Source organism: Devosia algicola (genome assembly GCF_028816455.1).
GTDB classification, from domain to species: domain Bacteria; phylum Pseudomonadota; class Alphaproteobacteria; order Rhizobiales; family Devosiaceae; genus Devosia; species Devosia algicola.
Map to the genome: position 1 here is coordinate 1,901,231 of NZ_CP118246.1, position 25,442 is coordinate 1,926,672.

The 25,442-nt window shown below is 56.7% G+C and carries 18 protein-coding genes, 2 tRNA genes and 5 pseudogenes; 11 read left to right on the forward strand and 14 right to left on the reverse strand.

Annotated features, from left to right (window positions below):
• Window positions 1-10: 10 nt before the first annotated feature.
• The 5 genes and pseudogenes from msrB to cpdR all read right to left on the reverse strand — a co-directional run bounded on the left by msrB (window position 11) and on the right by cpdR (window position 1,769).
• Complete coding sequence (gene msrB / locus PSQ19_RS10090) at window positions 11-415, reverse strand: peptide-methionine (R)-S-oxide reductase MsrB (protein ID WP_282217629.1); 405 nt, start codon at window positions 413-415, stop codon at window positions 11-13.
• 74 nt (window positions 416-489) lie between these two features.
• A complete protein-coding gene (locus PSQ19_RS10095) occupies window positions 490-942 on the reverse strand; it encodes a PACE efflux transporter (RefSeq protein ID WP_282217630.1) in 453 nt (150 codons plus the stop codon).
• Window positions 943-1,069: 127 nt separating this feature from the next.
• A tRNA-Val gene (locus tag PSQ19_RS10100) sits at window positions 1,070-1,145 on the reverse strand.
• 91 nt (window positions 1,146-1,236) lie between these two features.
• Window positions 1,237-1,312, reverse strand: a tRNA-Val gene (locus PSQ19_RS10105).
• 96 nt (window positions 1,313-1,408) lie between these two features.
• A pseudogene (gene cpdR, locus PSQ19_RS10110) lies at window positions 1,409-1,769 on the reverse strand (cell cycle two-component system response regulator CpdR).
• A 190-nt stretch (window positions 1,770-1,959) separates the two neighbouring features.
• Between cpdR and PSQ19_RS10115 the strand changes: the two are divergent.
• Both PSQ19_RS10115 and hisN read left to right on the forward strand, forming a co-directional pair.
• The gene (locus PSQ19_RS10115) at window positions 1,960-2,853 is read left to right on the forward strand and encodes an N-formylglutamate amidohydrolase (RefSeq protein WP_282217631.1); all 894 of its coding nucleotides are present in this window, start codon (window positions 1,960-1,962) and stop codon (window positions 2,851-2,853) included.
• Window positions 2,854-2,903: 50 nt separating this feature from the next.
• On the forward strand, window positions 2,904-3,722 hold the full coding sequence (gene hisN, locus PSQ19_RS10120) for a histidinol-phosphatase (RefSeq protein WP_282217632.1): 819 nt from the start codon (window positions 2,904-2,906) through the stop codon (window positions 3,720-3,722).
• Here hisN and PSQ19_RS10125 read toward each other — a convergent pair.
• A complete protein-coding gene (locus PSQ19_RS10125) occupies window positions 3,719-4,693 on the reverse strand; it encodes an alpha/beta hydrolase (RefSeq protein WP_282217633.1) in 975 nt (324 codons plus the stop codon). The genes hisN and PSQ19_RS10125 overlap by 4 nt on opposite strands.
• 390 nt (window positions 4,694-5,083) lie before the next feature.
• On the opposite strand from PSQ19_RS10125, the pseudogene PSQ19_RS10130 reads away from it, so the two are divergent.
• The 4 genes and pseudogenes from PSQ19_RS10130 to PSQ19_RS10145 all read left to right on the forward strand — a co-directional run bounded on the left by PSQ19_RS10130 (window position 5,084) and on the right by PSQ19_RS10145 (window position 12,859).
• Window positions 5,084-5,540, forward strand: a pseudogene (locus tag PSQ19_RS10130) (Hsp20 family protein).
• Window positions 5,541-5,600: 60 nt separating this feature from the next.
• On the forward strand, window positions 5,601-6,149 hold the full coding sequence (dps, locus tag PSQ19_RS10135) for a DNA starvation/stationary phase protection protein Dps (RefSeq protein ID WP_407648975.1): 549 nt from the start codon (window positions 5,601-5,603) through the stop codon (window positions 6,147-6,149).
• A 552-nt stretch (window positions 6,150-6,701) separates the two neighbouring features.
• Window positions 6,702-11,419: pseudogene (gene gltB / locus PSQ19_RS10140) on the forward strand (glutamate synthase large subunit).
• Window positions 11,420-11,430: 11 nt separating this feature from the next.
• A pseudogene (locus PSQ19_RS10145) lies at window positions 11,431-12,859 on the forward strand (glutamate synthase subunit beta).
• A gap of 39 nt (window positions 12,860-12,898) precedes the next feature.
• Here PSQ19_RS10145 and PSQ19_RS10150 read toward each other — a convergent pair.
• The 6 genes from PSQ19_RS10150 to ugpB all read right to left on the reverse strand — a co-directional run bounded on the left by PSQ19_RS10150 (window position 12,899) and on the right by ugpB (window position 19,599).
• On the reverse strand, window positions 12,899-14,053 hold the full coding sequence (locus PSQ19_RS10150; RefSeq protein ID WP_282217634.1) for an SGNH/GDSL hydrolase family protein: 1,155 nt from the start codon (window positions 14,051-14,053) through the stop codon (window positions 12,899-12,901).
• Between the two features lie 72 nt (window positions 14,054-14,125).
• On the reverse strand, window positions 14,126-15,334 hold the full coding sequence (locus tag PSQ19_RS10155) for a lytic murein transglycosylase (protein ID WP_282217635.1): 1,209 nt from the start codon (window positions 15,332-15,334) through the stop codon (window positions 14,126-14,128).
• 68 nt (window positions 15,335-15,402) lie between these two features.
• Window positions 15,403-16,455 carry a sn-glycerol-3-phosphate import ATP-binding protein UgpC gene (locus PSQ19_RS10160; RefSeq protein ID WP_282217636.1) on the reverse strand — a complete coding sequence of 351 codons (1,053 nt, stop codon included), beginning with the start codon at window positions 16,453-16,455 and terminating at the stop codon, window positions 15,403-15,405.
• A 2-nt stretch (window positions 16,456-16,457) separates the two neighbouring features.
• Window positions 16,458-17,306, reverse strand: coding sequence for a sn-glycerol-3-phosphate ABC transporter permease UgpE (gene ugpE, locus PSQ19_RS10165; protein WP_282217637.1), 849 nt, complete (start codon window positions 17,304-17,306; stop codon window positions 16,458-16,460).
• 10 nt (window positions 17,307-17,316) lie between these two features.
• Window positions 17,317-18,201 carry a sn-glycerol-3-phosphate ABC transporter permease UgpA gene (gene ugpA / locus PSQ19_RS10170; RefSeq protein ID WP_282217638.1) on the reverse strand — a complete coding sequence of 295 codons (885 nt, stop codon included), beginning with the start codon at window positions 18,199-18,201 and terminating at the stop codon, window positions 17,317-17,319.
• A gap of 69 nt (window positions 18,202-18,270) precedes the next feature.
• On the reverse strand, window positions 18,271-19,599 hold the full coding sequence (gene ugpB, locus PSQ19_RS10175; protein WP_407648976.1) for a sn-glycerol-3-phosphate ABC transporter substrate-binding protein UgpB: 1,329 nt from the start codon (window positions 19,597-19,599) through the stop codon (window positions 18,271-18,273).
• A 210-nt stretch (window positions 19,600-19,809) separates the two neighbouring features.
• On the opposite strand from ugpB, the gene PSQ19_RS10180 reads away from it, so the two are divergent.
• A complete protein-coding gene (locus PSQ19_RS10180; RefSeq protein ID WP_282217639.1) occupies window positions 19,810-20,481 on the forward strand; it encodes a spermidine synthase in 672 nt (223 codons plus the stop codon).
• Here the strand turns inward: PSQ19_RS10180 and PSQ19_RS10185 are convergent.
• Window positions 20,478-20,837, reverse strand: coding sequence for a DUF6481 family protein (locus PSQ19_RS10185; RefSeq protein WP_282217640.1), 360 nt, complete (start codon window positions 20,835-20,837; stop codon window positions 20,478-20,480). The two genes, PSQ19_RS10180 and PSQ19_RS10185, sit on opposite strands and share 4 nt — an antisense overlap.
• 488 nt (window positions 20,838-21,325) lie before the next feature.
• On the opposite strand from PSQ19_RS10185, the gene PSQ19_RS10190 reads away from it, so the two are divergent.
• The 4 genes and pseudogenes from PSQ19_RS10190 to PSQ19_RS10205 all read left to right on the forward strand — a co-directional run bounded on the left by PSQ19_RS10190 (window position 21,326) and on the right by PSQ19_RS10205 (window position 24,354).
• Complete coding sequence (locus PSQ19_RS10190) at window positions 21,326-21,742, forward strand: glycine betaine ABC transporter substrate-binding protein (RefSeq protein ID WP_282217641.1); 417 nt, start codon at window positions 21,326-21,328, stop codon at window positions 21,740-21,742.
• Entirely contained in the window at window positions 21,714-22,343 is a 630-nt protein-coding gene (locus tag PSQ19_RS10195) for a glycine betaine ABC transporter substrate-binding protein (RefSeq protein ID WP_282217642.1), read from the forward strand. The genes PSQ19_RS10190 and PSQ19_RS10195 overlap by 29 nt, the downstream gene beginning before the upstream one ends.
• Window positions 22,344-22,418: 75 nt before the next feature.
• Window positions 22,419-23,290 (forward strand): annotated as a pseudogene (locus PSQ19_RS10200) (ABC transporter permease).
• Entirely contained in the window at window positions 23,287-24,354 is a 1,068-nt protein-coding gene (locus tag PSQ19_RS10205; RefSeq protein WP_282217643.1) for a quaternary amine ABC transporter ATP-binding protein, read from the forward strand. Before PSQ19_RS10200 ends, PSQ19_RS10205 begins: the two are co-directional and overlap by 4 nt.
• A gap of 12 nt (window positions 24,355-24,366) precedes the next feature.
• Here the strand turns inward: PSQ19_RS10205 and galE are convergent, their stop codons facing one another.
• Entirely contained in the window at window positions 24,367-25,353 is a 987-nt protein-coding gene (gene galE, locus PSQ19_RS10210; protein WP_282217644.1) for a UDP-glucose 4-epimerase GalE, read from the reverse strand.
• Window positions 25,354-25,442: the final 89 nt, after the last annotated feature.

A 25,442-nucleotide genomic window follows, 5' to 3' on the forward strand; every position in this document is an offset into this window, starting at 1 on the left:
CCGCCACAAACTAACTGTTCGGCGAAAAATCAAGCGCAACACCATTGATGCAATAGCGTTGCCCGGTTGGCGGTGGCCCATCTGGAAACACATGTCCAAGATGGCTGCCGCAATTGGCGCAGTGCACTTCGGTCCGCACCATGCCATGGTTGCGATCAACAGTGTTTTCGGTGGAGCCGGGCAATGGATCGTTAAAACTGGGCCATCCCGTGCCACTTTCAAATTTCAGGGTGGATTCAAACAGTGGTTGATCGCAGCCCGCACACGAAAAGACGCCTTGCCGATGTTCCTGCAATAATGCACAACTACCCGGTCGCTCGGTGCCGTGCTCACGCATCACCGCATATTGCTCTGGCGTCAGACGCACGCGCCATTCCGCATCCGTCCGCGTTACCGGAAATTTGTGGGCGTCCATGAGGCTCTCCTTTATTTATTCTGCCGGAAATATAGTGTCGTAGCGCGTCGACCAACACCCCACGCCAATATATCTCAAGCGCTTGTGACCCGGTTTTTCGCAACCTGTGACTCGGGTTCCGGTATTGGGAATAGCAAGTCGTAGGCCCAGTTGAAACAATAAGCATAGACCATATAGAACAGCGCAAATGACGCATCCATCACCAAGGCATCAAGTAGCGAGATACCCAGGTACCAGGCGATAAATGGCAGCAATATCGCTAACAGTCCAAGCTCAAACAGCGCCACATGAACAAGTCGGATCATTGGTGTCTTGTGCACACGCCCGCGTATGCGAACCATGGCATGGTCGAACATCAGGTTGAAAGCGTAGTTCCACAATGTCGCGACACTCGCCCCGACGAGGCTGATAATGCCGATGTCGTGCAACGGCTTGGCAAACACCACCGCGCCCAATGGCGTGACTAGAAGTAAGCCGATTATTTCAAAGCTTAAGGCGTGACGAATGCGATCACTGGTTGTGCGCATGGTGCTCCCCAAAATTCTCGGGTCGTCCCGAACAGGTCCCAAATGGGGGAGGTCGTCCTCGCTTGGCGTCAATATAGGTCTGCATCCCAGCATGGCAAGCGCCAACAATCCGGCATGCAGCAATAAATGGTGGGAGTAACAAGGATTGAACTTGTGACCCTTCGCGTGTGAAGCGAATGCTCTCCCGCTGAGCCTATACTCCCAGACACAATGCGACCCGCAGATTTCTCCACCTTGTAAATCAAGGTGGCGCTGCCACGGCTGTGCGAAGCCCCTGTCAGACAGGGAGAGAGATGGTGGGCGTAACAAGGATCGAACTTGTGACCCCTACGATGTCAACGTAGTGCTCTCCCGCTGAGCCTATACGCCCATCTCTCCGGGCTGGCGCGGCACCTGTCCTCGCCAGTGGCGCGGATAGACCATAAAACCACACAATGGGTCAAGAGGCCAATCGGCGATTTTCAATTTATGCCGCCAACAAACGCTCCACCTCATTGACCAGATCCTTGAGGTGGAAAGGCTTGGACAGCACCGACGCGTCCTTTGGTGCATCACTGTCGGGATTGAGCGCCACCGCGGCAAACCCGGTGATGAACATGACCTTGAGGTCGGGGTCCAGTTCGGTTGCGCGCCGTGCCAGGCTCGATCCCGTCCATCTCCGGCATCACAATGTCGCTCAGCAACAGTGCAAACGGTTCCTCGCGCAGTCGCTCATAGGCAGACAGGCCGTTGTCGAACGACACCACGTCATAGCCGGCATTTTTGAGCGCGCGCGTCAGAAACTGGCGCATATCGTTATCGTCTTCTGCGAGCAGAATGCGTTTCATCAATTTCCTCCGGCACATGGGGTAGTGAGTCGGCCTTGATGTGCGATGTTTAGTCCAACTGACCAAATCCGCAACCACGCTTTATGCGTGATCTGTGCATTTTAGCGGTATTGTGGACATTGTTGGCGAACAAGGGCAAACTTAGCAGGCAAAATATCGCGCACCGCGATTACAATTTCGGGGAGACAAGGTGCGGTCCGACTATTGGGATAAGCCCGCATTTGAAACGATACGCCCGCGCCGTCTGGTGGCGCCAGTCGTGTTCAATTCCGGTCATTCCGGACGCGTTTATCCTGAGCGCTTTCTGGCCATGACTCGCCTTGATCACCTCTCTATCAGGCAGTCGGAAGATGCATGGGTCGATGAATTGTTCGCGCGCGCGCCTCATTTGGGAGCACCACTCTTGCAGGCGCATTTCCCCCGCGCCTATCTCGATGTAAACCGTGAACCGTGGGAACTCGACCCCGCCATGTTCAACGAGCCGCTATCAGATCGCTTTAACACCACCTCGCCGCGCGTTGCAGCGGGCCTCGGCACCCTTGCCCGTGTCGTTGCCGAAAACAAACCAATCTATCGCGAGCGCCTGAACATTGCCGATGCGCAGATGCGGATCGAGGGTATCTATCACCCCTATCATACCGCCCTGCAAAAACTGTTGAGTGAGGCCATGGCGACTTTTGGCGTTGCCGTGCTGATCGATTGTCATTCAATGCCGCGCTTGACCCGCTCGGGCGACCGGCCATCACCCGACATTGTACTTGGTGATCGCTATGGCACCACCTGCGCGCCCGGACTGGTTGATCTGGTTGAAACCGTCTTTTCGTCCGCGGGACTGCGTGTTGCGCGCAATCGACCATATGCGGGCGGCTTTGCCACGCGCTCATACGGGCGCCCCCCGCACGGCGTTCATGCCCTGCAAATCGAGGTCAGTCGACATCTTTATATGAATGAAACCACCCTGACCAAGAATGAAAATTTCGCCGCTATTCGACTGCTGATGGAGCGATTGATCTATACCCTGATCGGCCTCGATCTTGCCGCCCTGTGCGGTCCCGCAACCGCCCTCAAAGCCGCCGCCGAGTAACGCCTCGAGCCTGGCCGCGCCAACAATCCACCCATAAAAACAGGCAGCCCATGACAAGCCCTTCCTCGCTGGCCGGTCTCGACCCGATACGCGTCCGCCAGACCCTGCTCGACGCAGCCGAAGCCGCCGCAACCCACACCATGCCCCGATTTCGCACGGCGCTTGCCGTCGACAACAAATGGTCACAGGGTTTTGATCCGGTAACCGAGGCGGATCGACAGGCCGAAATTGCGGTGCGTGACCTGATTGCCAGCCGTTTTCCCGACCACGGCATCATTGGCGAAGAGTGGGACGAAAAAGCCACCAAGGGCCGTTTCCAGTGGATTGTTGATCCTATCGACGGTACACGCGCCTATATTTCCGGCGTACCCGTGTGGGGAACACTCATCGGGCTGATGATCGATGGCCGCGCCGCCGCCGGACTGATGGCCCAACCCTTCACCGGTGAAACATTTCTTGCCATGCCCGGCAACGCCGAATTTCGGCGTCACGATCAAACCCGCCCGCTGCACACCTCAAATATCACCCAACTATCACAGGCCAAACTAACCGCGACAACGCCGGACCTATTCGCCAAAACCGACACCGAAAACGCCTGGAACGCCCTTCGGTCCAAAGTTCTCCAAACCCGCTACGGGTTGGATTGCTACGGCTATTGCCTTTTGGCAGCAGGCCATATCGACCTCGTTGTCGAAGCGGGCCTCAAGGACGTAGACATATGCCCGTTGATCCCCTTGATCGAGAATACCGGTGGCATCGTCACCACCTGGGATGGCGGTCACGCCGAAAAAGGCGGTAATTGCGTCGCCGCAGCCACCCGCGAATTGCACGACGCAGCGCTCAAGGTTCTGCGGGACGCACAAACTTAGGCGCTCTGGTCCGTAATGAAGGCGTCAAACGCGGCAAATACCTGACCGCGAATAAAGTCGTTTTCGACGAACATTTCGTGCTGCGCGCCAGCAATAACAGCGTGGCTACCGGTTCGCAGGCGCAACCCAAGATGCTCGATTGCGGCGCTCGACACCACTTGGTCGCGAGCCGCGGCGAGCATCAAGAGCGGCACTCTGATCCGGCCCGGAAAATCATCACGCCCCGCTTCGGCCATCGCCGCCATCGCCGCTGCCACCCAATTGATGGTCGGCTTGCCAATACCCAGCCTCGGGTTAGCGCGTACAACATCGACAGATCGCATATAGCGCACCTTGTCCGAGGTCAGCGGATTGTTGGCAAAGGTCTTTTCCGACATCGGCTTGTCTGCCCGCCGCCCGGCCGGTAGTTGCCCCAGTCCCAAAAAGCTCAGGACGGACGCCGCCTTGGCCATCCCGCCCATACTCAACGGCTGTCGATCCAGCGCCACCATCGGCGCGGACACAAAAATTCTGTCAAACATCAATCGGTCGTGCGCACCGGCAAACAAACTCACCAGTCCGCCCATCGAATGCCCCACAAGATAGAATGGAGGAGGACAATCGGGCAGTAGAATTTCGGCGTGAAAGCTCTTGAGGTCACACCAATAGTCAGAAAACCGATCGACATAACCAAGGCTGCGATTGCTGATCAGCCGGTCCGAGCCGCCCTGCCCGCGCCAATCGAACGTCGCCACGGCAAAGCCGCGCGATCGAAAGTCCGCGATCGTTTCAAAATACTTTTCGATATACTCGGTGCGGCCATGCACAAGGCAGACCGTGCCCTGATGCACATCGCCTGTTCGCGGCCAATATGCGTAACGCAACCGAACCTGGTCGCTGGTTCTGAAATAACCGACCCGCACGCCCTCCGGGATCGGATTGGATGTGATATTGACCAGTTTGGGCCCATCGGGATCTACAATTGTCGTCATGAATAACTCGTGTCTTGGCGCTTTGAACGCCATTAGACCACGCACATATGAAAGAAAACCAGCATTCCTTGCGGAACACTGGCTTTCCTTGACGCGGTCCGTGCGGGGGGCGGGTGACGGAACCGCGGGAAGTGTGCACCGCCCCAAAATTTCTCGGTGCACATCTTTACGATATAGCAGGCCATGCCTGAACACGACTGGAGCGCCACGTTCAGTTTGCGTTCATGAGCACCGCAGCTTCACCGCCTCTTGAACCCCGATTTTCGTCACCTAAATATTGCTTGTCCGCCGGATGTTCCGGGGATCGCCTGCCACAATGCAATGCTCGCCTAATATTGGGGGCATCATCCGGCAGCGCGAAAATCCACGTTGCTCACAGGAGAATGTGACATGCAGACCCTTGATTTTTCGCCTTTTTACCGTTCCACCGTCGGCTTTGACCGGCTGTTCTCGCGGCTCGATAGTGTGTCGGGACAGGAAGCAAAAACCTACCCCCCTTATAATATCGAGCGCCTCGGTGACGATGCCTATCGTATCTCGATAGCCGTTGCCGGCTTTTCCAATGGCGACATTGCCATTGAAAGCAAGGAAAACAGCCTGACCATTAAAGGCGCCAAGGCCGCTGACGAAGGCGACAAGACCCGCGAGTTCCTTCATCGCGGCATAGCCGAGCGCGCATTCGAGCCTGCGCTTTCAACTGGCTGACTATGTCGAAGTGACCGGCGCCAATCTTGAGAATGGGCTATTGCATCTCGAACTGAAGCGCGAATTGCCCGAAAGCAAAAAGCCGCGCCAGATCGCTATCAATGGTGGTGCCAAGAGCATCGACGACCAGTCCGTCAACTAATACCGGCACTGGATAATACACAGGGCGCGGTCCGAAGGGCCGCGCTTTTGACTCTGGTGGATGGAACCGGTCACCGCATTTGATCATTGCCTTACCAAGCGCCGCATTTGGCACAGCGTCAAGGAAAGTGATCTCATGAAAACCCCCTCCATTGATATAAAATCCAATACCAAGTCTGCCATGGTCGACCTGCTCAATGCGCGTCTGGCCGAGGCAATCGACTTGGCGTTATTGACCAAACAGGCCCACTGGAATCTCAAGGGCATCCAGTTTATCGCCGTGCACGAACTGCTCGATAAATTTCGTGCCGCCCTTGATACTCATGTCGATATAGTCGCCGAGCGCGTGGCTCAGTTGGACGGTATTGCCTTGGGAACCACGCAGGATGTCGCCAAGGCAACCAGTCTCAAGCCATATCCGAATGACATACGCAAGGTAACGGACCATCTTCAGGCACTGGCTGAACGCTATGCGGCAACCGCCGAACAGGTGCGCAAGGCCATCGACACCGCCGACGAAGCGGGCGATGCTGATACCGCCGATATCTTCACCGCCTTTTCGCGTGAACTCGATAAAGACCTATGGTTCATTAAATCCCATCTGGAATAGGCAAAACAATTTTTGAATAGGAAAAGCGCGCTTGACGTGCTTTTTTTGCGTTGTGGCGGACTAAATTGCCAAAGTGTTTCTAACAAACGATCCAATTTTCCTATAAATTCCGATCCAGAATTGGCAGTCGCCTATTCAACGGTTGCAAATATGCGTCGCCCCGCTTGCCCGGCACCAAAAATTATGCGATTGTGCCCAAGATAGGACAACACTATTGTCCTTATCAGAGGTGACACCCCGGTCTCCCCGGTCCAGTGACACACGCCGTTCGGGTTGGACCGCAAGTATGGCGGCAACTGGATGGCGGGGCTATTATTGCCCGAACGAGCGGCCATTTGGATGCAGAGCCGCTCCCCAATGAATGGACGTAATTGCTCTTTCGAGCCGTACGCTGTACGACCCGGAACAATATCACGTCCGCGAAAGGACAAATGCCAGCATCCTGCCTGCCGCGTGCGGCACTATGGCAAAGGTGTGAACGAACAGGACTTTGGCCCGCATCGCTGTGCAACAGACAGATTGCGGCCCCTCAGAAAGACAAGGAATTGCGCCATGGCACATGAATTGACCGGCTTCCCGCAACCCGTCAGCACCAGCAACGCCATTGCCAAAACCAGCGGTCGTCCCGTCGACCAGGGACTATATACTGCCGCCAACGAGCACGACGCCTGTGGCATCGGCATGATTGCCAATATCAAGAACAAGCCCAGCCACGAGGTTGTGCAAAAAGGCTTGGAAATTCTGGAAAATCTCGAACACCGCGGCGCCGTCGGTGCTGATCCGCTCATGGGTGACGGTGCAGGGATTCTAGTTCAGATTCCGCATGAATTTCTTGCCAAATCAGTTGATTTCGCGCTGCCCGCCAAGCACCATTATGGCGTCGCCATGCTATTTTATCCCAACGACACTGCCATGCGCGACCGTTGCGCCGAGGCAATCCTTGGCTGTTTCGAGCGTGAAGGGCTCACCATTCTTGGTACGCGCGTCGTCCCCGTCGACAACACAAGCCTGCCAGTGGGCGTCACCGACACGCAGCCGATTATCGAGCAGCTTTTCCTCGCCCGTCCCGAGGGGTTAAGTCTTGACGAGTTTGAACGCAAGCTCTTGATCGTGCGCAAGGTTATATCCAATACTGTCTACGCCAGCATTCCCGAATCCAACGATGACAATGGCTTTTATGTTGTCTCCATGTCGGCTCGAACCATCGTTTACAAGGGCATGTTCCTGGCCTTCCAACTGGGCGCCTTTTACGCCGATCTGCATGACGAAGACTTCCAGAGCGCCATCGCTCTGGTACATCAGCGTTTTTCCACCAACACCTTCCCGAGTTGGCGCTTGGCTCACCCCTATCGCATGACCACCCACAATGGTGAAATCAACACCATTCGGGGCAACGTCAACTGGATGGCCGCTCGTCAAGCCTCGGTGTCCTCAAAGCTGTTCGGCGACGATATTTCCAAGCTTTGGCCTATTTCCTATGAGGGCCAATCCGACACCGCCTGCTTTGACAATGCACTGGAGTTTCTGGTGCGTGGTGGCTATTCGCTGCCCCATGCCGCCATGATGCTGATCCCCGAGGCATGGGCCGGCAATCCACTCATGGACGAGACGCGCCGCGCCTTTTATGAATATCACGCTGCCCTGATGGAGCCATGGGACGGCCCGGCGGCGATGTCCTTGAGCGATGGTCGCTATGTCGTGGCAACCCTTGACCGTAACGGGCTTCGCCCGGCGCGCTATCTGGTAACCCGCGAAGGGCACGTCGTACTGGCCTCTGAATCCGGTGTCTTGACCATTCCCGACGAGGACATTGTCGAACGCTGGCGCCTGCAGCCGGGGCGCATGCTGTTGATCGACCTTGAAGAAGGCCGCATCATTTCCGATGACGAGATCAAGCAGACGCTCGCCACCAAAAATCCCTATGCGGAATGGCTGGCCCGTACCCAGATCGTGCTTGAAGACCTGCCCGAAGCCGAGCCCAAGGCGCCAAAAACCTCGGAGAGCCTGCTCGACCGTATGCAGGCGTTTGGCTATACGCAGGAAGATCTGAAAATCCTGATTGCGCCAATGGCCACCACCGGTCAGGAAGCCGTAGGGTCCATGGGCACGGACACGCCCATTTCCGCCCTCAGCGAAAAATCAAAGCTGCTCTATACCTACTTCAAGCAAAATTTCGCGCAGGTCACCAATCCTCCGATTGACCCGATCCGCGAAGAGTCGGTGATGAGCCTTGTGTCGTTCATTGGACCGCGGCCCAATCTGTTCGACCTTGAAGGTGTCGCCAAGCAGAAGCGCCTTGAAGTGCGTCAGCCCATTTTGACCAATGAGGATCTCGAAAAGATCCGCGTCATTGGCGACATGGCTGACAATCAGTTCAAGACCAAGACGCTGGACATTACCTACCCTTCCACCGAGGGCGCACCGGGTATGGAAGCTGCGATCAACGCTGTCTGCGAACTGGCGGAAACCGCTGTGCGTGGCGAATACAACATCATCATCTTGTCGGACCGTCTCGTTGCCGCAGATCGCATCGCCATTCCAGCGCTATTGGCGACCGCTGCCGTGCACCACCATTTGATCCGCAAAGGCCTGCGCACCTCGTCCGGGCTGGTCGTTGAAACCGGTGAGGCCCGCGAAATGCACCATTTCGCCATGCTTGCGGGCTATGGCGCCGAGGCCATCAACCCCTATCTCGCCTTCGAAACGCTGGCCGCGCTCCACGCCGAGGGCGAATATCCGCCCGAGGTCGATGCCCATGAAGTTATTCACCGCTATATCAAGTCGGTCGGCAAGGGCCTGCTCAAGGTCATGTCCAAGATGGGCATCTCGACCTATCAGTCCTATTGCGGCGCTCAGATATTCGACGCGATTGGCCTGTCGACCCCCTTCGTAAAGCGGTATTTCTTTGGCACGGCAACCACCATTGAGGGTGTTGGTCTACCCGAAATCGCCTCTGAAACTGTCAACCGTCATAAGGGCGCTTTCGGCAATGATGCCGTGCTACGCAAGGCACTCGATGTTGGCGGTGAATATATGTACCGCATACGCGGTGAAAAGCATGCGTGGTCACCCGATGTCGTGGCCGACCTTCAGCATGCGGTGCGCTTCCACGACCAAAGTCCGGAAACGGCTCAGGAACGCTACAATAGCTTTGCCGAACGCTTGAACACGGGCGAAAACGGTTATCTGGCAATTCGCAATCTGTTCGACATCCGGCCTCTCGGTGACGCGATTGCAGTGGACGAGGTTGAACCCGCAGTCGATATTGTCCGGCGTTTCGCGACGGGCGCCATGTCGTTTGGCTCGATTTCACGCGAGGCTCACACCACTCTTGCCATGGCCATGAACCGGATTGGCGGCAAGTCCAATACCGGCGAAGGCGGGGAAGAACCAGATCGCTATAAGCCTTTGGCAGACGGCTCGTCCAATCCGCTCCGTTCGGCTATCAAGCAAATTGCATCGGGCCGCTTTGGCGTTACCACCGAATATCTGGTCAATGCCGACGCCTTGCAAATCAAGGTAGGCTCAGGGTGCCAAGCCCGGTGAAGGTGGACAATTGCCGGGTCACAAGGTTGACTGGATTGTCGCCAAGACCCGCCATTCAACTCCCGGCGTTGGCTTGATTTCGCCGCCACCGCACCATGATATCTATTCGATCGAGGATCTGGCGCAGCTAATCTACGATCTCAAAAATGTCAACGAGCGGGCCAATGTTTCGGTCAAGCTGGTGTCCGAAGTCGGTGTCGGCACCGTCGCGGCGGGCGTCGCCAAGGCGCGCGCCGACCACATCACCGTGTCTGGCTATGATGGAGGCACAGGCGCCTCGCCCCTGACCTCGCTCAAGCACGCGGGTGGTCCATGGGAAATTGGCCTTGCCGAAACCCACCAGACCCTGGTGCTCAACCGCTTGCGGTCGCGCGTTATCCTGCAGGTCGATGGTGGCCTCAAGACTGGTAGAGACGTATTGATTGGCGCACTGCTCGGGGCCGACGAATTCGGCTTCTCAACCGCACCATTGATCGCGGCCGGCTGCATCATGATGCGCAAATGTCACCTCAATACCTGCCCCGTTGGCGTCGCCACGCAAGACCCGGTCCTGCGCAAGCGCTTCAAGGGCACCCCCGAACATGTCATCAACTATTTCTTCTTTATCGCCGAGGAACTGCGCGGCCTGATGGCCGGGCTTGGTGCCCGCACGCTCAATGAACTGATCGGGCGATCCGACCTGCTCGACCAGCGTCGTCTGGCCGATCATTCCAAGTCTGCGGGGATTGACTTTACCAAGCTGTTCTACAAGCCCGAGCCACAAGGCGACGATACGCTCTACCATTCGGAGCCTGCAGAACCATCATCTGGAGTCGGTGCTGGATCGTCAGCTGATCGAACTGGCCCAGCCGGCGCTCGAAAACGGCACCCCCGTCCAGATCGATCTGCCGATCCGCTCGCGCGACCGTTCTGCCGGTGCCATGCTGTCGGGCGAACTGGCACGCAAATATGGTCACGAGGGTCTGCCTGACGATACCATCGTCATCAAACTGACCGGCACCGCTGGCCAGAGCTTTGGCGCCTTTCTTGGCCAGGGCATTTCCATCGATATGGTGGGCGACGCCAATGACTATGTCGGTAAGGGACTATCTGGCGGCCGCATTGTCGTGCGCCCTGGCGACAAGGCCATCATCAAGCCCGAAGAATCGATCATTGTCGGCAACACCGTGCTTTACGGTGCCATAGCCGGCGAATGTTACTTCCGTGGCGTTGCTGGTGAACGGTTCGCAGTGCGCAACTCTGGCGCTATCGCGGTTGTCGAAGGCACAGGCGATCACGGATGCGAATATATGACCGGTGGTGCCGTGGTCGTCATTGGCAAGACAGGCCGCAACTTTGCTGCGGGCATGTCGGGTGGTGTCGCCTATGTGCTCGATGAAGACGAAACCTTCCGGTCGCGCTGCAACCTCGCCATGGTCGATCTCGAACCCGTGCCCGAAGAAGAAAACCTCATGCAGAAAATCCACCATCACGGTGGGGACCTGGAGTGGCATGGCCGCGTTGATATTTCGGGCGACATGACCAAGCACGATGATGAGCGCCTGCATCAGCTCATCTCAAACCATCTGCACTATACCGGTTCGACCCGCGCCAAATATATCCTCGACAACTGGGTCGAGATGCGTCCGAAATTCGTCAAGATCATGCCGGTCGAATATCGCCGCGCCATCCGCGAAATGGAAAAAAAGCGCGGTTCCGGTCTTGGCGCCGCGGCCGCAGAATAGGAGAGAGCAAAATGGGAAAAGTAACAGGCTTTCTCGAGATCGATCGCGAAGAACCGCGCTATGAGCCGGCTTCGGATCGCGTCCGTCACTTTGGTGAATTTACTATCCCCATGTCCGAGGGGCGGATCATCGATCAGGCCGCGCGCTGCATGGATTGCGGCGTGCCCTATTGCCACGGCGACACCGGCTGTCCGGTCAACAACCAGATTCCGGACTGGAACGATCTGGTCTATAATGGCGATTGGAAAGAGGCGACGCGCAATCTCCACTCGACCAACAATTTCCCTGAATTCACCGGCCGCATCTGCCCCGCGCCATGTGAAGAGGCTTGTACACTCAATCTCGAAGATGTTCCTGTTGCTATCAAGACGGTTGAGCAGGCCATCGCTGATCGCGCCATTCGGAGTGGCTGGATCAAGCCGCAGATCAATCCCAACAAGACCGGTAAGTCGGTCGCTATTGTCGGTTCGGGCCCCGCCGGCATGGCCGCCGCCCAGCAACTGGCCCGCGCCGGTCACGATGTGCATGTTTATGAGCGTGAACCCAAAGCGGGCGGACTGCTGCGCTATGGCATCCCCGACTTCAAGATGGAAAAAGAACACGTCGATTTCCGCATCGAGCAAATGAGCGCCGAAGGGGTCACCTTTCACTACGGCGAAAACATTGGCGTCACCCGCCCTCTCTCGGACCTGCAGAACCGGCACGACGCCGTGCTCCTTTGCGGCGGCTCCGAGCATCCGCGCGATGTAGACGCCGAGGGCGTTGATCTTGAAGGCGTGCACTATGCCATGCCGTTCCTCGTGCAAGCCAATCGCCGCTTCGGTGGCGAAGACATATCAGGACGGGCTCAACTGATTGCGGCCAGCAAGCATGTTGTGGTGGTTGGTGGCGGCGACACCGCGTCGGACTGTGTTGGTACCTCCTTCCGTCAGGGGGCTATTGCCGTGACCCAGGCTCGATGTGCGTCCCCAACCGCCTCACATGGAGAACAAACTGACCAACTGGCCAAATTGGGCAGTCAAGATGCGCACCTCATCGTCACAGGCCGAAGGCGCAATTCGCGAATTCGCTGCGGGCACTATGAAGATCATTGGCAACGCCAAGGGGCAGGTGACCGGCGTTGAAGTCGCCCGCGTCGATCGCAAGCGCCAACCCATTGAAGGCACCGAGTTTGTCATCAAGGCCGATCTGGTGCTTTTGGCCATTGGATTTGCTCACCCTGTCCATGAGGGTATGCTCGCAGAACTCGGCGCCAAGCATGACACGCGTGGTAATTTGCTTGCCGACACCTTCAGCTACAAAACCACGGTCGACAAGGTGTTTGCTGCTGGAGACATGCGCCGCGGCCAATCGCTGGTTGTCTGGGCAATTCGCGAGGGCCGCCAGGCCGCCCGTGCTATTGATCTCGAACTGATGGGCCGCACCGACTTGCCGCGCTAATCATATATATATTGGGCGCCCGCGAGCGCCCAATCGCCACTAAGGCGTTGCAGCCCGGCTGATCTCGTCGGGCTCAATCCCGACGCCAAAGGAATCAACACGCCCCACAGGCGCCCCGACCAATTGCTCTATCGGAAATGGCTGAGATCGCGGCACGTCGCTGGCGGACAACAGAGTACCGGCAGGGGCTGCCGAACGGCCGAGCGGTATCACCGCGCCCGCAACTTCAAGCAACCGCGTCTGTCCCAACCCTTGATAGGGTAGCCGCACCATCGCCCCCGCATCTGTGCCCCTCAGCGGATCCGATACCGCCACAGTCACAGCCCCACCTCGATAAAAATTCCGGATCGGTTGGTTCAGGTAAAACGCAATCTTGTCCGCACCAGCACTGGAAAAATGGATGCCATCATCCTTGCGCATCCGCGCATTCTGCCCGTTCACATCCGGTCCATAAGATGAATATTTGCCATCCTCACCCAGAAAGCGCTCGTAAATATCGAGAAATTCTGCCCCACCTGAAACGCTGGCAAGGCGCTGCAAGGCACTAATTTCTCCAATGGCGCTCGAATAGTTGGATTTTGACATCGGCGGCAGGCCCAGCCAGATTACCGGCTTGCCCGCCGCGCGCAATTGATTGAGAAATCTGGTAATGCGATCCTTATAAATCGCCGACCAGCCCTCGGTGAGCGGGCGATAGTTTTGGCCGTTCTCGCGAATGTCCTGCCGGTCGTTGATGCCAATAATGACGATTGCCAGATCAAAACTGTCGGCAGCGATCTGCTCACTCACCTCGCGGTTCCAGTCAAAAAAATCGTCCCGGACGAATCCCGACGAGCCGACGCCCATGCCAATCACCTGTAAATTTGGGTCGTCCGCATAGCGCCGCTCCAGCGCCTTGGCCAAATCCACAGCCAGAGAATCGCCCATTACTGCCACCCGCGTGGCACTCTGGGTCTTCTCAATCGTAGGGGCGGGCACACTGACAGCAGCACTGGGCGCAGGCGCGGCCTTGCGTGTGCGCTGTTGGCGTACCGGGGGCGGTGGGGGCGGCGCTTCTTCTTCGCCAAACAACATATCAAAAAGCGTGCGTCGCTTTTCCGTCTGTGCCAACTCAACCCGATCCTGGGCCCACGCAGGCGCCAGGTCGGTCAAAATGAAACTGGCCAGCACAGCAAAAAACAGAACTCGGAACATGGCGTCTCGGGAATAATACTCCGCCCAGTCTATCCCATGCCATTTGTCTTGGCCAATGTCATTGCGTCAAAGTTACCGGGTCGCCGCTGTTAGTTCGGTGTAGCTGGCGCGGGTGATGAAACCATCGGCGACCTCGCCGCGCGCCGCCTGGAATTTTGCATAGGCACGTTGGCTGATCGGCCCTATCCGCCCGTCGACGGCACCCTGATAGAGGTCAAGCCTAATCAACGCCTGTTGAATTGCCTTACGCTGTGCCAGATCAGGAAATTTCGTGCCGCGCGGCCAATCGCTTATAAAGCCGCCGCTCCCCTTCAACCGATCTGCAAGGTGCGCCACCGAAAGCGCATAGCTATCGGAAAAATTGTAACCTTTTAGCGCCAAATAGTTCTGTGTCATTAAGAACTTGGGGCCGTTTTTGCCCGCCGGAACATACAAAAACACCGGCTCCGACAAATCACCGAACTGTCGTCCTTTGACCCTGCTCACCCCGCGCTCCGAATAAAATGCCACCGGTCGCAATTGCTCACGGTCCGCCAACAGATAATCGAACCCATCGGGTAACTGCACTTCAAATCCCCAGTCCTGTCCGGGCCTGTAGCCAAGCGCCAGCAGGAACCGTGCGCTGGTCGCCAATGCATCCGCCAGGGAATGGTGCAAATCCACCTTGCCATCCCCATCGCCGTCGGTGCCATAGGCGACAACGCTTGACGGATTCACTTGCAAATGCCCAATGGCACCCGCCCAGGATCCGACCAATTGCCGGGCGTCCAAGGGTCCGCGCTGCACCAGTTGCAGTGCGGCGATCAAGTCTGCCATATCCTCTTTCAGACGCGAGCGCCGCTGATGCACCAATGTTGCCAGTGACCGAACGACCGGACGTATCAGACTTGTGTTATCAAGCACGGCACCATAGTCGGTTTCCATACCCCATATTGCGCCCAGAATATAGGGATCGACACCATAGTGCGCGCCCACAGCGTCAAATAATTGCGAGTTTGCCGCCATTGCCGACCTACCGCGCGTAATCCGTCCCGAACTCACGCGGCGATCAATATAGTCCCACATCGGGGTAGTGAACTCTGGTTGACTGCTCACCAGGGCCGGCGTTTTCGGGTCTGGTGTCAGTCCCACCATGGCATCGCGATAGGTTGCATCACTGACGCCTGCGGCCTTTGCCGTAACCGCAAATCCGGCAATAAATGCGTCAAAACTTTCCACGGGTTGCGCCAAGGCGGCGCCGCAGGACAACCCTAATAATGCCAACACAAATCTAATCCGCATGGTGTGGCTCCCTAAGACGCACGCCACCATCCCAGACAAGAACCGCAATGAAAAGCGGCAAACGGCGTTTACGACGCTGCCCGACTCGCCTGCCCGCTGGCCTGGTCAAAGAAATGCAATGCGCTGGGGTTCAGATAAAATGCCTGCGTCTGTCCCTCACTGAACCCGGGATGCCCGCGACACTCGACCACCAATCGTTGCTCGTTCCAACGCACATGCACGTGGCTTTCCGCCCCCACCGGTTCGATCAGTTCGATCTGACATTCTAGCCTGATGGCGTCGCTATCGGGGCTTTCGAACACAATGGTCTCGGGACGCACACCCACCAGATCGGCGCCCGTCGCCTGCCGGCTCAGAGATGATTGTACATCAGAAGGAAATGCACCCAATTCGATGAAATTCATCGGTGGCGACCCGATAAAACCGGCGACGAACACGGTTGCAGGGCGTTCATACAGCTCAATGGGTGTTCCAACCTGCTCTATCCTGCCTGAATTCATCACCACCAAGCGGTCGGCCAGCGTCATAGCCTCCATCTGATCATGGGTCACATAAACGCTGGTGGTCTTGAGAGCGCGCTGCAACCGCTTGATTTCAATGCGCATCTGCCCCCGCAGCTTGGCATCGAGATTGGACAGCGGTTCATCGAACAGAAACGCCTTGGGCTGCCGCACCAGCGCCCGTCCCATTGCCACGCGCTGGCGCTGACCGCCCGACAATTGCCGCGGCTTGCGGTCGAGAAACGGGGTGATTTCAAGCATTTCAGCCGCCTCGGCCACACGCGCATCAATGACGTCGCGCGGCGTATTGCGGTTCTTGAGACCATATTCGAGATTGCCACGCACGCTCATATGCGGATAAAGCGCGTAGTTCTGAAACACCATGGCTATGTCGCGATCCGCCGGCTCGACCTTGTTGACCGGCCGCTCGCCAATCGCAATCGTACCGCCAGTCACGGTTTCGAGGCCCGCTATCATGCGCAGCAGTGTCGACTTTCCACATCCAGAGGGCCCGACAAGCACCAGTAATTCGCCATCGGCAATGGCTAGATCAAGACCATGGATCACCTCGGCACCGCCAGGATAGGTCTTGCGCACATCGACCAGATCAATGGTTGCCATGATTATTTCTCCGTTTCCACTAGACCTTTGACGAAAAGGCGTTGCATCGCGATGACCACGAATACCGGCGGTATCATCGCCAGCACCACGGCAGCCATCACCAGGTTCCATTTGGGGTCTGAGTCTGCAACCGTTGCCATTCGCTTGATGCCCATGACGATGGTGTAATATTTGGGGTCAGTGGTCACCAGCAGCGGCCACAGATATTGGATCCAACCGTAAATGAACAGGATCACCGACAAGGCCGCGATATTGGTGCGGCTCAGAGGCAAAAGGATATCTCGGAAGAACTTCAGCGGCCCGGCACCGTCGACACGGGCTGCTTCCATCAATTCGTCCGGCACTGTCAAAAAGAACTGCCTGAACAAGAATGTAGCCGTTGCCGAGGCGATCAGCGGAATCGTCAGGCCTGCATAAGAATTGAGCATGCCCAGATCTGCTACCACCTTGAAAGTCGGAATGATCCGGACTTCCACCGGCAACATCAGCGTGATGAAGATGACCCAGAACGCCAAGGTGCGAAGCGGAAAGCGGAAATAGACAATCGCATAAGCAGATATGATCGATATCGATATTTTACCCACCACGATGATCAATGCCATCAGCGTGGAGTTGGCCAGCATGTTGAGCAGCGGTGGTGCGCCCGAAGTGGTCATGCCCTGTGTGAGAACCTCCCCATAATTTTCCAGCAGGTGCGGACCGGGCAACAGTGGCACGATGCCTTGCAAAAATTCAGTCGGCCCATGGGTCGAGGCAATGAATGCCAGATAGACCGGCAGCGCCACAATGATAACGCCCAAAACCAGTACGCAATGGGTCAGGACATTGAGCCAGGGGCGATTTTCAACCATATCCGGCCTCCTAATATTGAACGCGACGCTCGACCCAGCGGAACTGGATAACGGTCAAAACGATGACAATGCCCATAAGCAGCACCGATTGTGCCGAGGACGACCCGATATTCAATCCCAGAAAACCGTCGGAATACACCTTGTAAACCAGGATATTGGTCGATTGCGCCGGTCCGCCCGAGGTTGTCGCGTCAATCGTGCCAAAGGTATCAAACATGGCGTAATTGATGTTGACGATCATCAGGAAGAATGTTGTGGGCGACAATAGCGGAAAAATAATTGTCCAGAAGCGCTTGAACGGCCCTGCCCCATCAATAGCCGCTGCCTCCGACAGCGATTGTGGCACCGATTGCAACCCGGCCACGAAGAACAGAAAATTGTAGGAAATCTGCTTCCAGCTCGACGCCAGCACGATCAGTGTCATGGCGTTGCCCGCATTGACGCGATGGTTCCAGTCGATGCCCGCAAAGCTCAAAAGATAAGGCAGGATGCCGATGCTCGGATTGAACATGAACCACCACAATATGCCTGCCACCACGGGCGCCACGGCGTATGGCCACACCAAAAGCGTTGTATAAATTCGCCCCGTGCGCAGCAGCCGGTTGACCGCGATCGCCAGCAGCAGCGACACCGACATCGAGATCACCGTCACCGACACTGCGAACACTGCCGTGCGCCCGACCGAATTGAGATAGGACGGATCGGCAAACAGCTTGGTGTAATTCTGAAACCAGATGAATTGGGTTTTGAACCCGAATGGGTCTTCGCGCTCAAACGAGGATTTTACGGCCTGGCCCGCCGGCCAGATAAAAAAGATCAGCGTTATCAGCATTTGCGGGGTCAGCAGCAAATATGGCAGCACCCGATTTGGAAAGATCGTTCGTTTGGTCTGCATGTACGGTCCAACGACAGCAAAAAACAGTGGGTCCGGGCGGTATTGCCCGGACCCTGACTTGATCAAAATCTATTGGTTGGCGGCTTCGAAGTCCCGAAGGATAACGTTGCCGCGTTCAACGGCGGTATCAAGCGCTTCTTTGGCGGTCACCGATCCGGCCAGCATGGCTTCGAACTCCTGATCGATTACGTCGCGAACCTGAGTCAGATTGCCAAAGCGGATGCCTCTGGAATTGTCGGTTGGCGTGCCGCGTGTGATCTGCTTGATGGCAACGTCGGCGCCAGGGGTCTTGTCATAATAGCCCTCGGACTTGCCCAGATCATAGGCGGCATTGGTGATCGGCAGATAGCCGGTAAACTGGTGCCAGTCGGCCTGAACTTCTGGTCGTGACAAATAGCTGAAGAACTTGGCGGCACCCTTATATTCGTCGGCCGGACGGCCATTGAGCGTCCAGAGCGTTGCCCCACCGATAATCGAATTTTTGGGCTCGGCAATGACATCGTCATAATAGGGGAGCGGCGCGAAACCGACCTCGAAGTCCGCCGAATTGGCAACAACCGCGGAGCGCGATGCCGATGAGTTCATATACATCGCACACTCCTGGGTATAAAATTTCGGCGGTGCATCGTTACCACCAACAGGCCCGCCATATTCAAAAATGCCAGCGTCTGCCCACTTCTTGAGATTGTCCCAATGCTTGACCTGTACCTCGCCATTGAAGGTGAATTCAGTGCCGAGCCCTCCAAAACCGTTCTGCAGGGTGCCATAGGGCTGATCATGGATAGCCGACAGGTTTTCCAGCTGCACCCATGAAATCCAGCCGCTGGTAAAGCCACATTTGGCGGCACCTGAATCCATGATTTTCTTGGAAAAGTCTTCAACATCGGCCCAGGTCTTGGGTGCGACTTCGGGATCAAGACCGGCCTTTTTGAATACGTCCTTGTTATAATAAAGGATCGGGGTCGATGAATTGAACGGCATCGACAGGATGTTCCCCTCGGAGTCGGAATAATAGCCCACGACCGGCGCCAGATACGCGCTCTTGTCAAAGGGCTCACCATTGTCGGCCATCAATTTGTAGACTGGATAGACGGCGCCCTTTGCAGCCATCATGGTGCCGGTGCCAACTTCAAAAACCTGCACGATTGTCGGTTGTTCATTGGCACGAAACGCGGCAATGGCAGCCGTCAGGGTTTCTGCATAACTGCCTTTATAAACGGGCACGACCTTGTAGTCGGACTGACTGGCATTGAAGCCTGCGGCGATTTCTTCAAGCTTGGCGCCGTTCTCTCCGCCCATGGCGTGCCACCAGGTCACCTCGGTCTGCGCCATCGCGGCGCTCGAGGTCAAGGCGGTCACCAAGGCAACCAGCCCCGCAGTGAATGTTGTTTTGATCACTGTATTTCTCCTATAACGATATGCGACGGTTCTCCCCCGTCGGCCTCACGATATGCGGGCAAATCGAGCCTAGCAATGGCGCATTTCGCGTTCATGGCCTTTTTGTATCTATTTGATGACTACTTGCGGGTTGAAACTAGCTTGAACAAACAGGCCCGCCGGTCCATCAAAAGTGCCGTTGCCGTCTGACAATTACCCTTAGGACTCGTGATGAACCCATGGCGACAATTGGACGCAACCCAAATGCCCGGCAACGGCGGCGAACTGCGCTTGATGCAGCGTGCCAGCGAATTTTCCATCATGCTCGGCACGACCGAGTTGATGAACAGCCGACTTAGCGGTTCCGAAGAGGCCCTGGCGACCCTGCCCTGCGAGCGCTTAAAACAGCGTCGGCATCCGCATATTCTCATTGGCGGGCTAGGCATGGGCTTCACCCTTCGTGCTGCACAAGCGGCATTGCCACCCGACGCCGGCATAATTGTTGCCGAACTGGTGCCCGCCGTCATCGACTGGGCGCGCGGCCCCATGCAGCCGGTATTTGCCGATTGCCTTGACGATCCGCGCACCGAACTCTGGCAGGGAGATGTTGGCCGCCTTATCGGGAAAAGTGCAGCGATGTTCGATGCCATCCTGCTCGATGTCGACAACGGCCCCGAAGGCCTGACCCGGCGTGCCAATGACGATATTTACGCCACCGCCGGCCTGCGCGCCGCCCACAAAGCATTGCGTCCCGGCGGCATCTTGTCCCTCTGGTCCTCAGCGCCCGATCATACCTTTACCAAACGGCTTGGCAATGCCGGCTTCAAGGTCGAGGAAATAAAAACGCGCGCCAACGGCAAGCGTGGCGCGCGTCATGTCATCTGGTTGGCCGAAAAGCTTTAGCGTTTGCGGGCCTTGCGCGCGGCATAGCGCCGGTCACGCTCGGCCTTTTTCTCTTCTTCAGTGCGCGCTCTTTTTGCTTTCTCTTCAGCCTTGGCTGACGCATCCGCCGCTGCTGCCGCATCAGCCGCCGCTTTCGCTTCAGCTGCCTGACGCTCGGCCTTTTCCCGTTTTTCCTGCTCGCGCAATTGCTGCCGTTCGGCCCGCGCTGCTGCAAGAGCCTCGCGCTCGGCCCGCTTCGCAATCATTTCGGGATCATCCGGTTTCGGCGCGGCCTTGAATTTTTCCAGAAGCCGTTTCTTGGCTTCCAGTGCTGTCTGGCGGCGTTCGGAAAAGCCGGTGTCTCCGGGCTTCGTCATATAGTTTGTCCTTGTCGATCATGTGGTTTCCGGCCTCATGACACATTGGCCCGGGCCCGCAATGAAGTGCGGCCCGTCGCTGTATATGTCGTGTCATTGCCGTTCGGTGGGCCGACATAGCACCGTTAGCAGGTGAATTTCCATGCCAAAATTCGCCGCGCACGCGACAAAACCGTATGAATCGCCTCCGATGTGGCGCGCCACACCGTCCTTAAGCATACTGTTTTCCCTACAGTCTCAATCAGACAAACCAATAATATTCGGCATTAAACTTGCCATTCAAGTGCAAAATTCGCGATAAACTGTAAAAATATCTATCCACAGGCAATAAGCTAAACGCAAACTGTCTAATTCATTTCTAAACTTTCAAAGTATACGCGTTATTTCGGCGAGTTTGTTGTTTTAACTTACGCTTAGGTCAACGGTTTGACTTATCGGTATGACGCCGTTATGTTCAGCCCTTCCCAAATATATACAGGAACGACCTTATGATATTCAGCTGGAAACGCGCAGCTATTGTCACGGCACTCTGCGTGACCATTCCCCTTAGTCTGCCTGTTCAGGCCCAAGACACCGCATGTGGCACCGATCGCAAGATTGATATCGCTGAGATGACATGGCCCTCGGCGGCCGCCTTGGCCCACATCCACGCAACCATTCTTGAAAAAGGCTTTGGTTGTAACGTCGAAATCGTCAGCGGCGACACCGTACCCACTTCTTCCTCCATGCTGTCGCGCGGCACGCCCGCCATTGCGCCAGAACTCTGGACCAGCTCGATCGAGGAACCCTGGGCAAAGGGCGTGGCTGACGGCAAGGTAGTCAAACTCGCAGATGCCATCACCGACGGCACAGTCGAAGGTTGGTTCGTGCCCGCCTATGTGGTTGCCGATCATCCAGAGCCTTAAGAGCGTCGATGATGTCGTTGCCCGTCCGGACCTGTTTCCCGATCCGGAGGACACCTCAAAAGGACGCCTATATTCCTGCCCTCCCGGCTGGACATGTGAGATTGCAACCGAAGCAGAATACAAGGCCTACGGTATGCAGGACACCTGGAACCTGTTTTCTCCCGGTTCGGGCGGTTCGCTTGATGCCTCGATCTCGCGTGCCTTCCTGCGCACCGAGCCCATCCTGTTCTACTATTGGGGACCAACCGCCATCTTGGGTAAGTATGACGCTGTTCAACTCGACATGGGCCCGGTCGACAAGGAAGGCTACGCCTGCAACACCAATGCCGACTGCGACAAGCCACCTGTCAAGACCGCTTACCCGTCTTCGCCCGCCATTATTGGCGCAGCAGCGTGGATTCCTGAAGAGGCTCCAAATGTTGCCGAATATCTTGGCAAGGCCGGCCTGAGCAATGCCGAAATCAGCAAGTTGTTGGTCTATGGCGATGAGAACCAGGCTGACGCCGAAGCAACGGCCGTAAACTTCCTCAAGACCGAACAGGACACCTGGACTAAATGGGTTTCGCCTGAGATTGCTGAAAAAGTCGAAGCCAGCCTCTAGTGGACTGCCATTACCGACAATCACGGCGGCCGGGTATATGCCCGGCCGCAATTGGTACGTCACGAGGACTAAACAATGTTCCCTGAAATTATCGACACGCGCCCGCTGCGCAAATCCATTGACGAAGGCCTGAATTGGGTCGTCAGCAATTGGAGCCAGACGTTTGAGGCCATAGCCCATCCCTTGCTGGTCCTGCTCAACCTTATCCAGGGCCTGTTGATCGCCACCCCCTGGTGGCTCATCATTGCCATTTTGTGCGCCATTGCCTGGCTCGCCACGCGAAGCTGGAAATTCCCGCTGTTGGTAGCTGGAGCCATGTTCTTTCTTGGATTAATGGATCTGTGGGAAGATTCCATGATCACAATGGCGCTCATGATCGCAGCCACGCTGACCACAATCGTCATCGCTATTCCGGTCGGAGTTTTCATGTCGCGCTCCACCCGCGTGCGCCAGATACTGACCCCCTTCTTGATCTGATGCAGACGTTACCCAGCTTCGTCTATCTCATCCCGGCTGTGATGATCTTCGGCCCGGGCAAGATTCCGGCGCTCATCGCCACCATCGTATACGCAGCACCACCCTTGGTGCGCTTGACCGATCTCGGTCTGCGCTCAGTCGATCCGGCCGTCATGGAAGCCTCGCGGGCCTTTGGTACCAATCCAAGCCAACGTCTGTTTGGCGTGCAAATACCGCTGGCCCTGCCCACCATTCTGGCGGGCGTCAACCAGACCATCATGATGGCTCTGGCCATGGTGGTGATTGCTTCAATGATTGGCGCCGGTGGCCTCGGCTATCAGGTGCTCCAGGGCATCGGCCGCCTTGAAGTTAGTCGTGGCCTGTTTGCCGGTCTCGGCATCGTCGTGCTGGCGATTGTCTTTGATCGCACCACCCAAGCCTTTGGCAAGCAGCTTCAGGCAAAAATCGGCATCACCGAGGCGCGCACATGAACGCAATGACCGACAAAACCACGATGACCGACGGCACACCCGCCAACGCCATCGAAATGCGCGGACTGACCAAGATATTTGGTGATGATCCCCAAAGCGCGCTCTCCATGCTCGAGTCCGGGCGTTCCAAGACCGATGTGCAGGCCGAAACCGGTCACGTCATCGGGCTCAACAATGTCTCGCTCGATGTTGCACGCAGCCAGATATTTGTGGTCATGGGGCTTTCGGGTTCAGGCAAGTCTACCCTGATCCGACACGTCAATCGCCTGATCGATCCCACAGCGGGCGAGATCATCGTCGACGGCATTGATGTGCTCAAGATGAGCCTGGAAGAACTACGCGCCTTCCGGCGCACCAAAGTGGCCATGGTCTTTCAAAAGTTCGGCCTTTTGCCCCACCGTTCGGTAATCGATAATGTCGCCTATGGGCTCGAGGTACGCGGTGTCGGGCGCAAACAGCGTCTCGAGACGGCAGAAAAATGGATCGAGACCGTCGGCCTCAAGGGCTATGAAAACTCGCGTATTCGTCAGCTTTCCGGCGGTCAGCAACAGCGTGTCGGCCTGGCGCGAGCGCTGTCGCTCGATACCGATATCATTCTGATGGATGAGGCCTTCTCAGCGCTTGATCCGCTGATCCGCGCGGGCATGCAGGACGAATTGATCGCCCTGCAAAAGTCTCTGCACAAGACCATCCTGTTCATTACCCACGACTTTGATGAGGCACTCAAGATCGGTGACCGCATTGCGGTACTCAAGGACGGCGCCCTGGTTCAGGAAGGTAAACCCGAGGATATCGTTCTGCGTCCCGCCAATGAGCACATTGAAGAGTTTGTCGCCCAGGTCAACAAGGCCCGCGCCATCCATGTGCGATCGATCATGGAAAAAGGCGAGCACGAGCCGTGTGAGCTAAGCGTCGACACAGACGCGCGCTGTGAAGATGTGCTGCCAATGTTCGCCGAAAACCAGTGGATCGGCGTCAAGGATCGGGATGGCAAGCAGGTCGGTAGGATCACGGCTAAACAGGTCATCAAGGCTCTCGCCCGCCACACGCCGGGCGTCCCCTGAAATTGATTTCGCCTACCGATTGCGCATCATCAGGTGACGTTCCCACTCATAGGCTGATGTGACGATCTCGGTTAAATCATCGTGTTGGGGCACCCACCCCAGCACGGATCGCACTTTTTCCCCGGTCGCCGTTATCGAGGCCGGATCGCCGGCTCGACGCGGTCCTTCATCGACCCGAAAATCGACACCCGACACCGCCTTGACGGTATTGATCACCTGCCGCACCGAATAACCCTGACCATAGGCACAGTTGAGCGTCGAGCTGTCGCCGCCGCCACGCAGATATGTCAGCAGCAACGCATGCGCTTCGATCAGATCGGTCACATGGATATAGTCGCGCACACAGGTACCATCAGTAGTTTCATAGTCTGTCCCGAAAATATCCATCTTCGGGCGCTGCCCCAACGCTGTCTGCGCCGCTACCTTGATAAGGTGCGTAGCCAAGGGTGTTGACTGCCCGCTGCGCTTTTGCGGATCGGCACCCGCCACATTGAAATAACGCAGCACACCATAGGTCATCGGATGCGCCGCAGCCACATCCGCCAACATCCATTCTGTCATCAGTTTGGAGCGCCCATAAGGAGACATGGGGCTGAGCGGGGTCTGCTCCACCACCGGTGCCAACCCCGTCATGCCGTAAACTGCGGCGGTCGAGGAAAAGATGAAGTGCTTGACGCCGCCCTTGACCGCAGCCGCGATCAGGTCGCGCGACGTCGCGGTGTTATTGCCGTAATATTTGAGGGGATCAACAACGGATTCCGGCACAACGATCGAACCGGCAAAATGCACAATTTCCGAAATCTTGTGCGTCGCGATGACGTCACTGACCAGCGTCTGGTCGTTGGCGGCGCCCATGACGAATTGTGCCCGCCCATCGATCGCCCAATCGAACCCGGTGACCAGATTGTCTAGAACGACGACTTCTTCGCCTGCATCGGCCAACCGCAGCACCATGTGGCTGCCAATATATCCCGCGCCGCCTGTCACCAGAACCGCCATTCTATTAACCCCTGTCGCATATGAGCAATTTTGACGCGATGCTATTCTCTAGGTATTGAGATACCTTTACACGCCCATTCCTTGCGGAG

What these genes read in the sequence shown, in the direction of transcription:
- ugpE (WP_282217637.1), bottom strand. Translation starts at nt 17,306, where the DNA reads ATGGTTGAAAATCGCCCCTGGCTCAATGTCCTGACCCATTGCGTACTG.
- msrB (WP_282217629.1), bottom strand. Translation starts at nt 415, where the DNA reads ATGGACGCCCACAAATTTCCGGTAACGCGGACGGATGCGGAATGGCGC.
- PSQ19_RS10195 (WP_282217642.1), top strand. Translation starts at nt 21,714, where the DNA reads ATGTGGTTGCCGATCATCCAGAGCCTTAAGAGCGTCGATGATGTCGTT.
- PSQ19_RS10155 (WP_282217635.1), bottom strand. Translation starts at nt 15,334, where the DNA reads ATGCGGATTAGATTTGTGTTGGCATTATTAGGGTTGTCCTGCGGCGCC.
- galE (WP_282217644.1), bottom strand. Translation starts at nt 25,353, where the DNA reads ATGGCGGTTCTGGTGACAGGCGGCGCGGGATATATTGGCAGCCACATG.
- PSQ19_RS10160 (WP_282217636.1), bottom strand. Translation starts at nt 16,455, where the DNA reads ATGGCAACCATTGATCTGGTCGATGTGCGCAAGACCTATCCTGGCGGT.
- PSQ19_RS10205 (WP_282217643.1), top strand. Translation starts at nt 23,287, where the DNA reads ATGAACGCAATGACCGACAAAACCACGATGACCGACGGCACACCCGCC.
- PSQ19_RS10180 (WP_282217639.1), top strand. Translation starts at nt 19,810, where the DNA reads ATGAACCCATGGCGACAATTGGACGCAACCCAAATGCCCGGCAACGGC.
- PSQ19_RS10125 (WP_282217633.1), bottom strand. Translation starts at nt 4,693, where the DNA reads ATGACGACAATTGTAGATCCCGATGGGCCCAAACTGGTCAATATCACA.
- PSQ19_RS10095 (WP_282217630.1), bottom strand. Translation starts at nt 942, where the DNA reads ATGCGCACAACCAGTGATCGCATTCGTCACGCCTTAAGCTTTGAAATA.
- PSQ19_RS10185 (WP_282217640.1), bottom strand. Translation starts at nt 20,837, where the DNA reads ATGACGAAGCCCGGAGACACCGGCTTTTCCGAACGCCGCCAGACAGCA.
- PSQ19_RS10190 (WP_282217641.1), top strand. Translation starts at nt 21,326, where the DNA reads ATGATATTCAGCTGGAAACGCGCAGCTATTGTCACGGCACTCTGCGTG.
- PSQ19_RS10150 (WP_282217634.1), bottom strand. Translation starts at nt 14,053, where the DNA reads ATGTTCCGAGTTCTGTTTTTTGCTGTGCTGGCCAGTTTCATTTTGACC.
- dps (WP_407648975.1), top strand. Translation starts at nt 5,601, where the DNA reads ATGGAACCGGTCACCGCATTTGATCATTGCCTTACCAAGCGCCGCATT.
- hisN (WP_282217632.1), top strand. Translation starts at nt 2,904, where the DNA reads ATGACAAGCCCTTCCTCGCTGGCCGGTCTCGACCCGATACGCGTCCGC.
- ugpA (WP_282217638.1), bottom strand. Translation starts at nt 18,201, where the DNA reads ATGCAGACCAAACGAACGATCTTTCCAAATCGGGTGCTGCCATATTTG.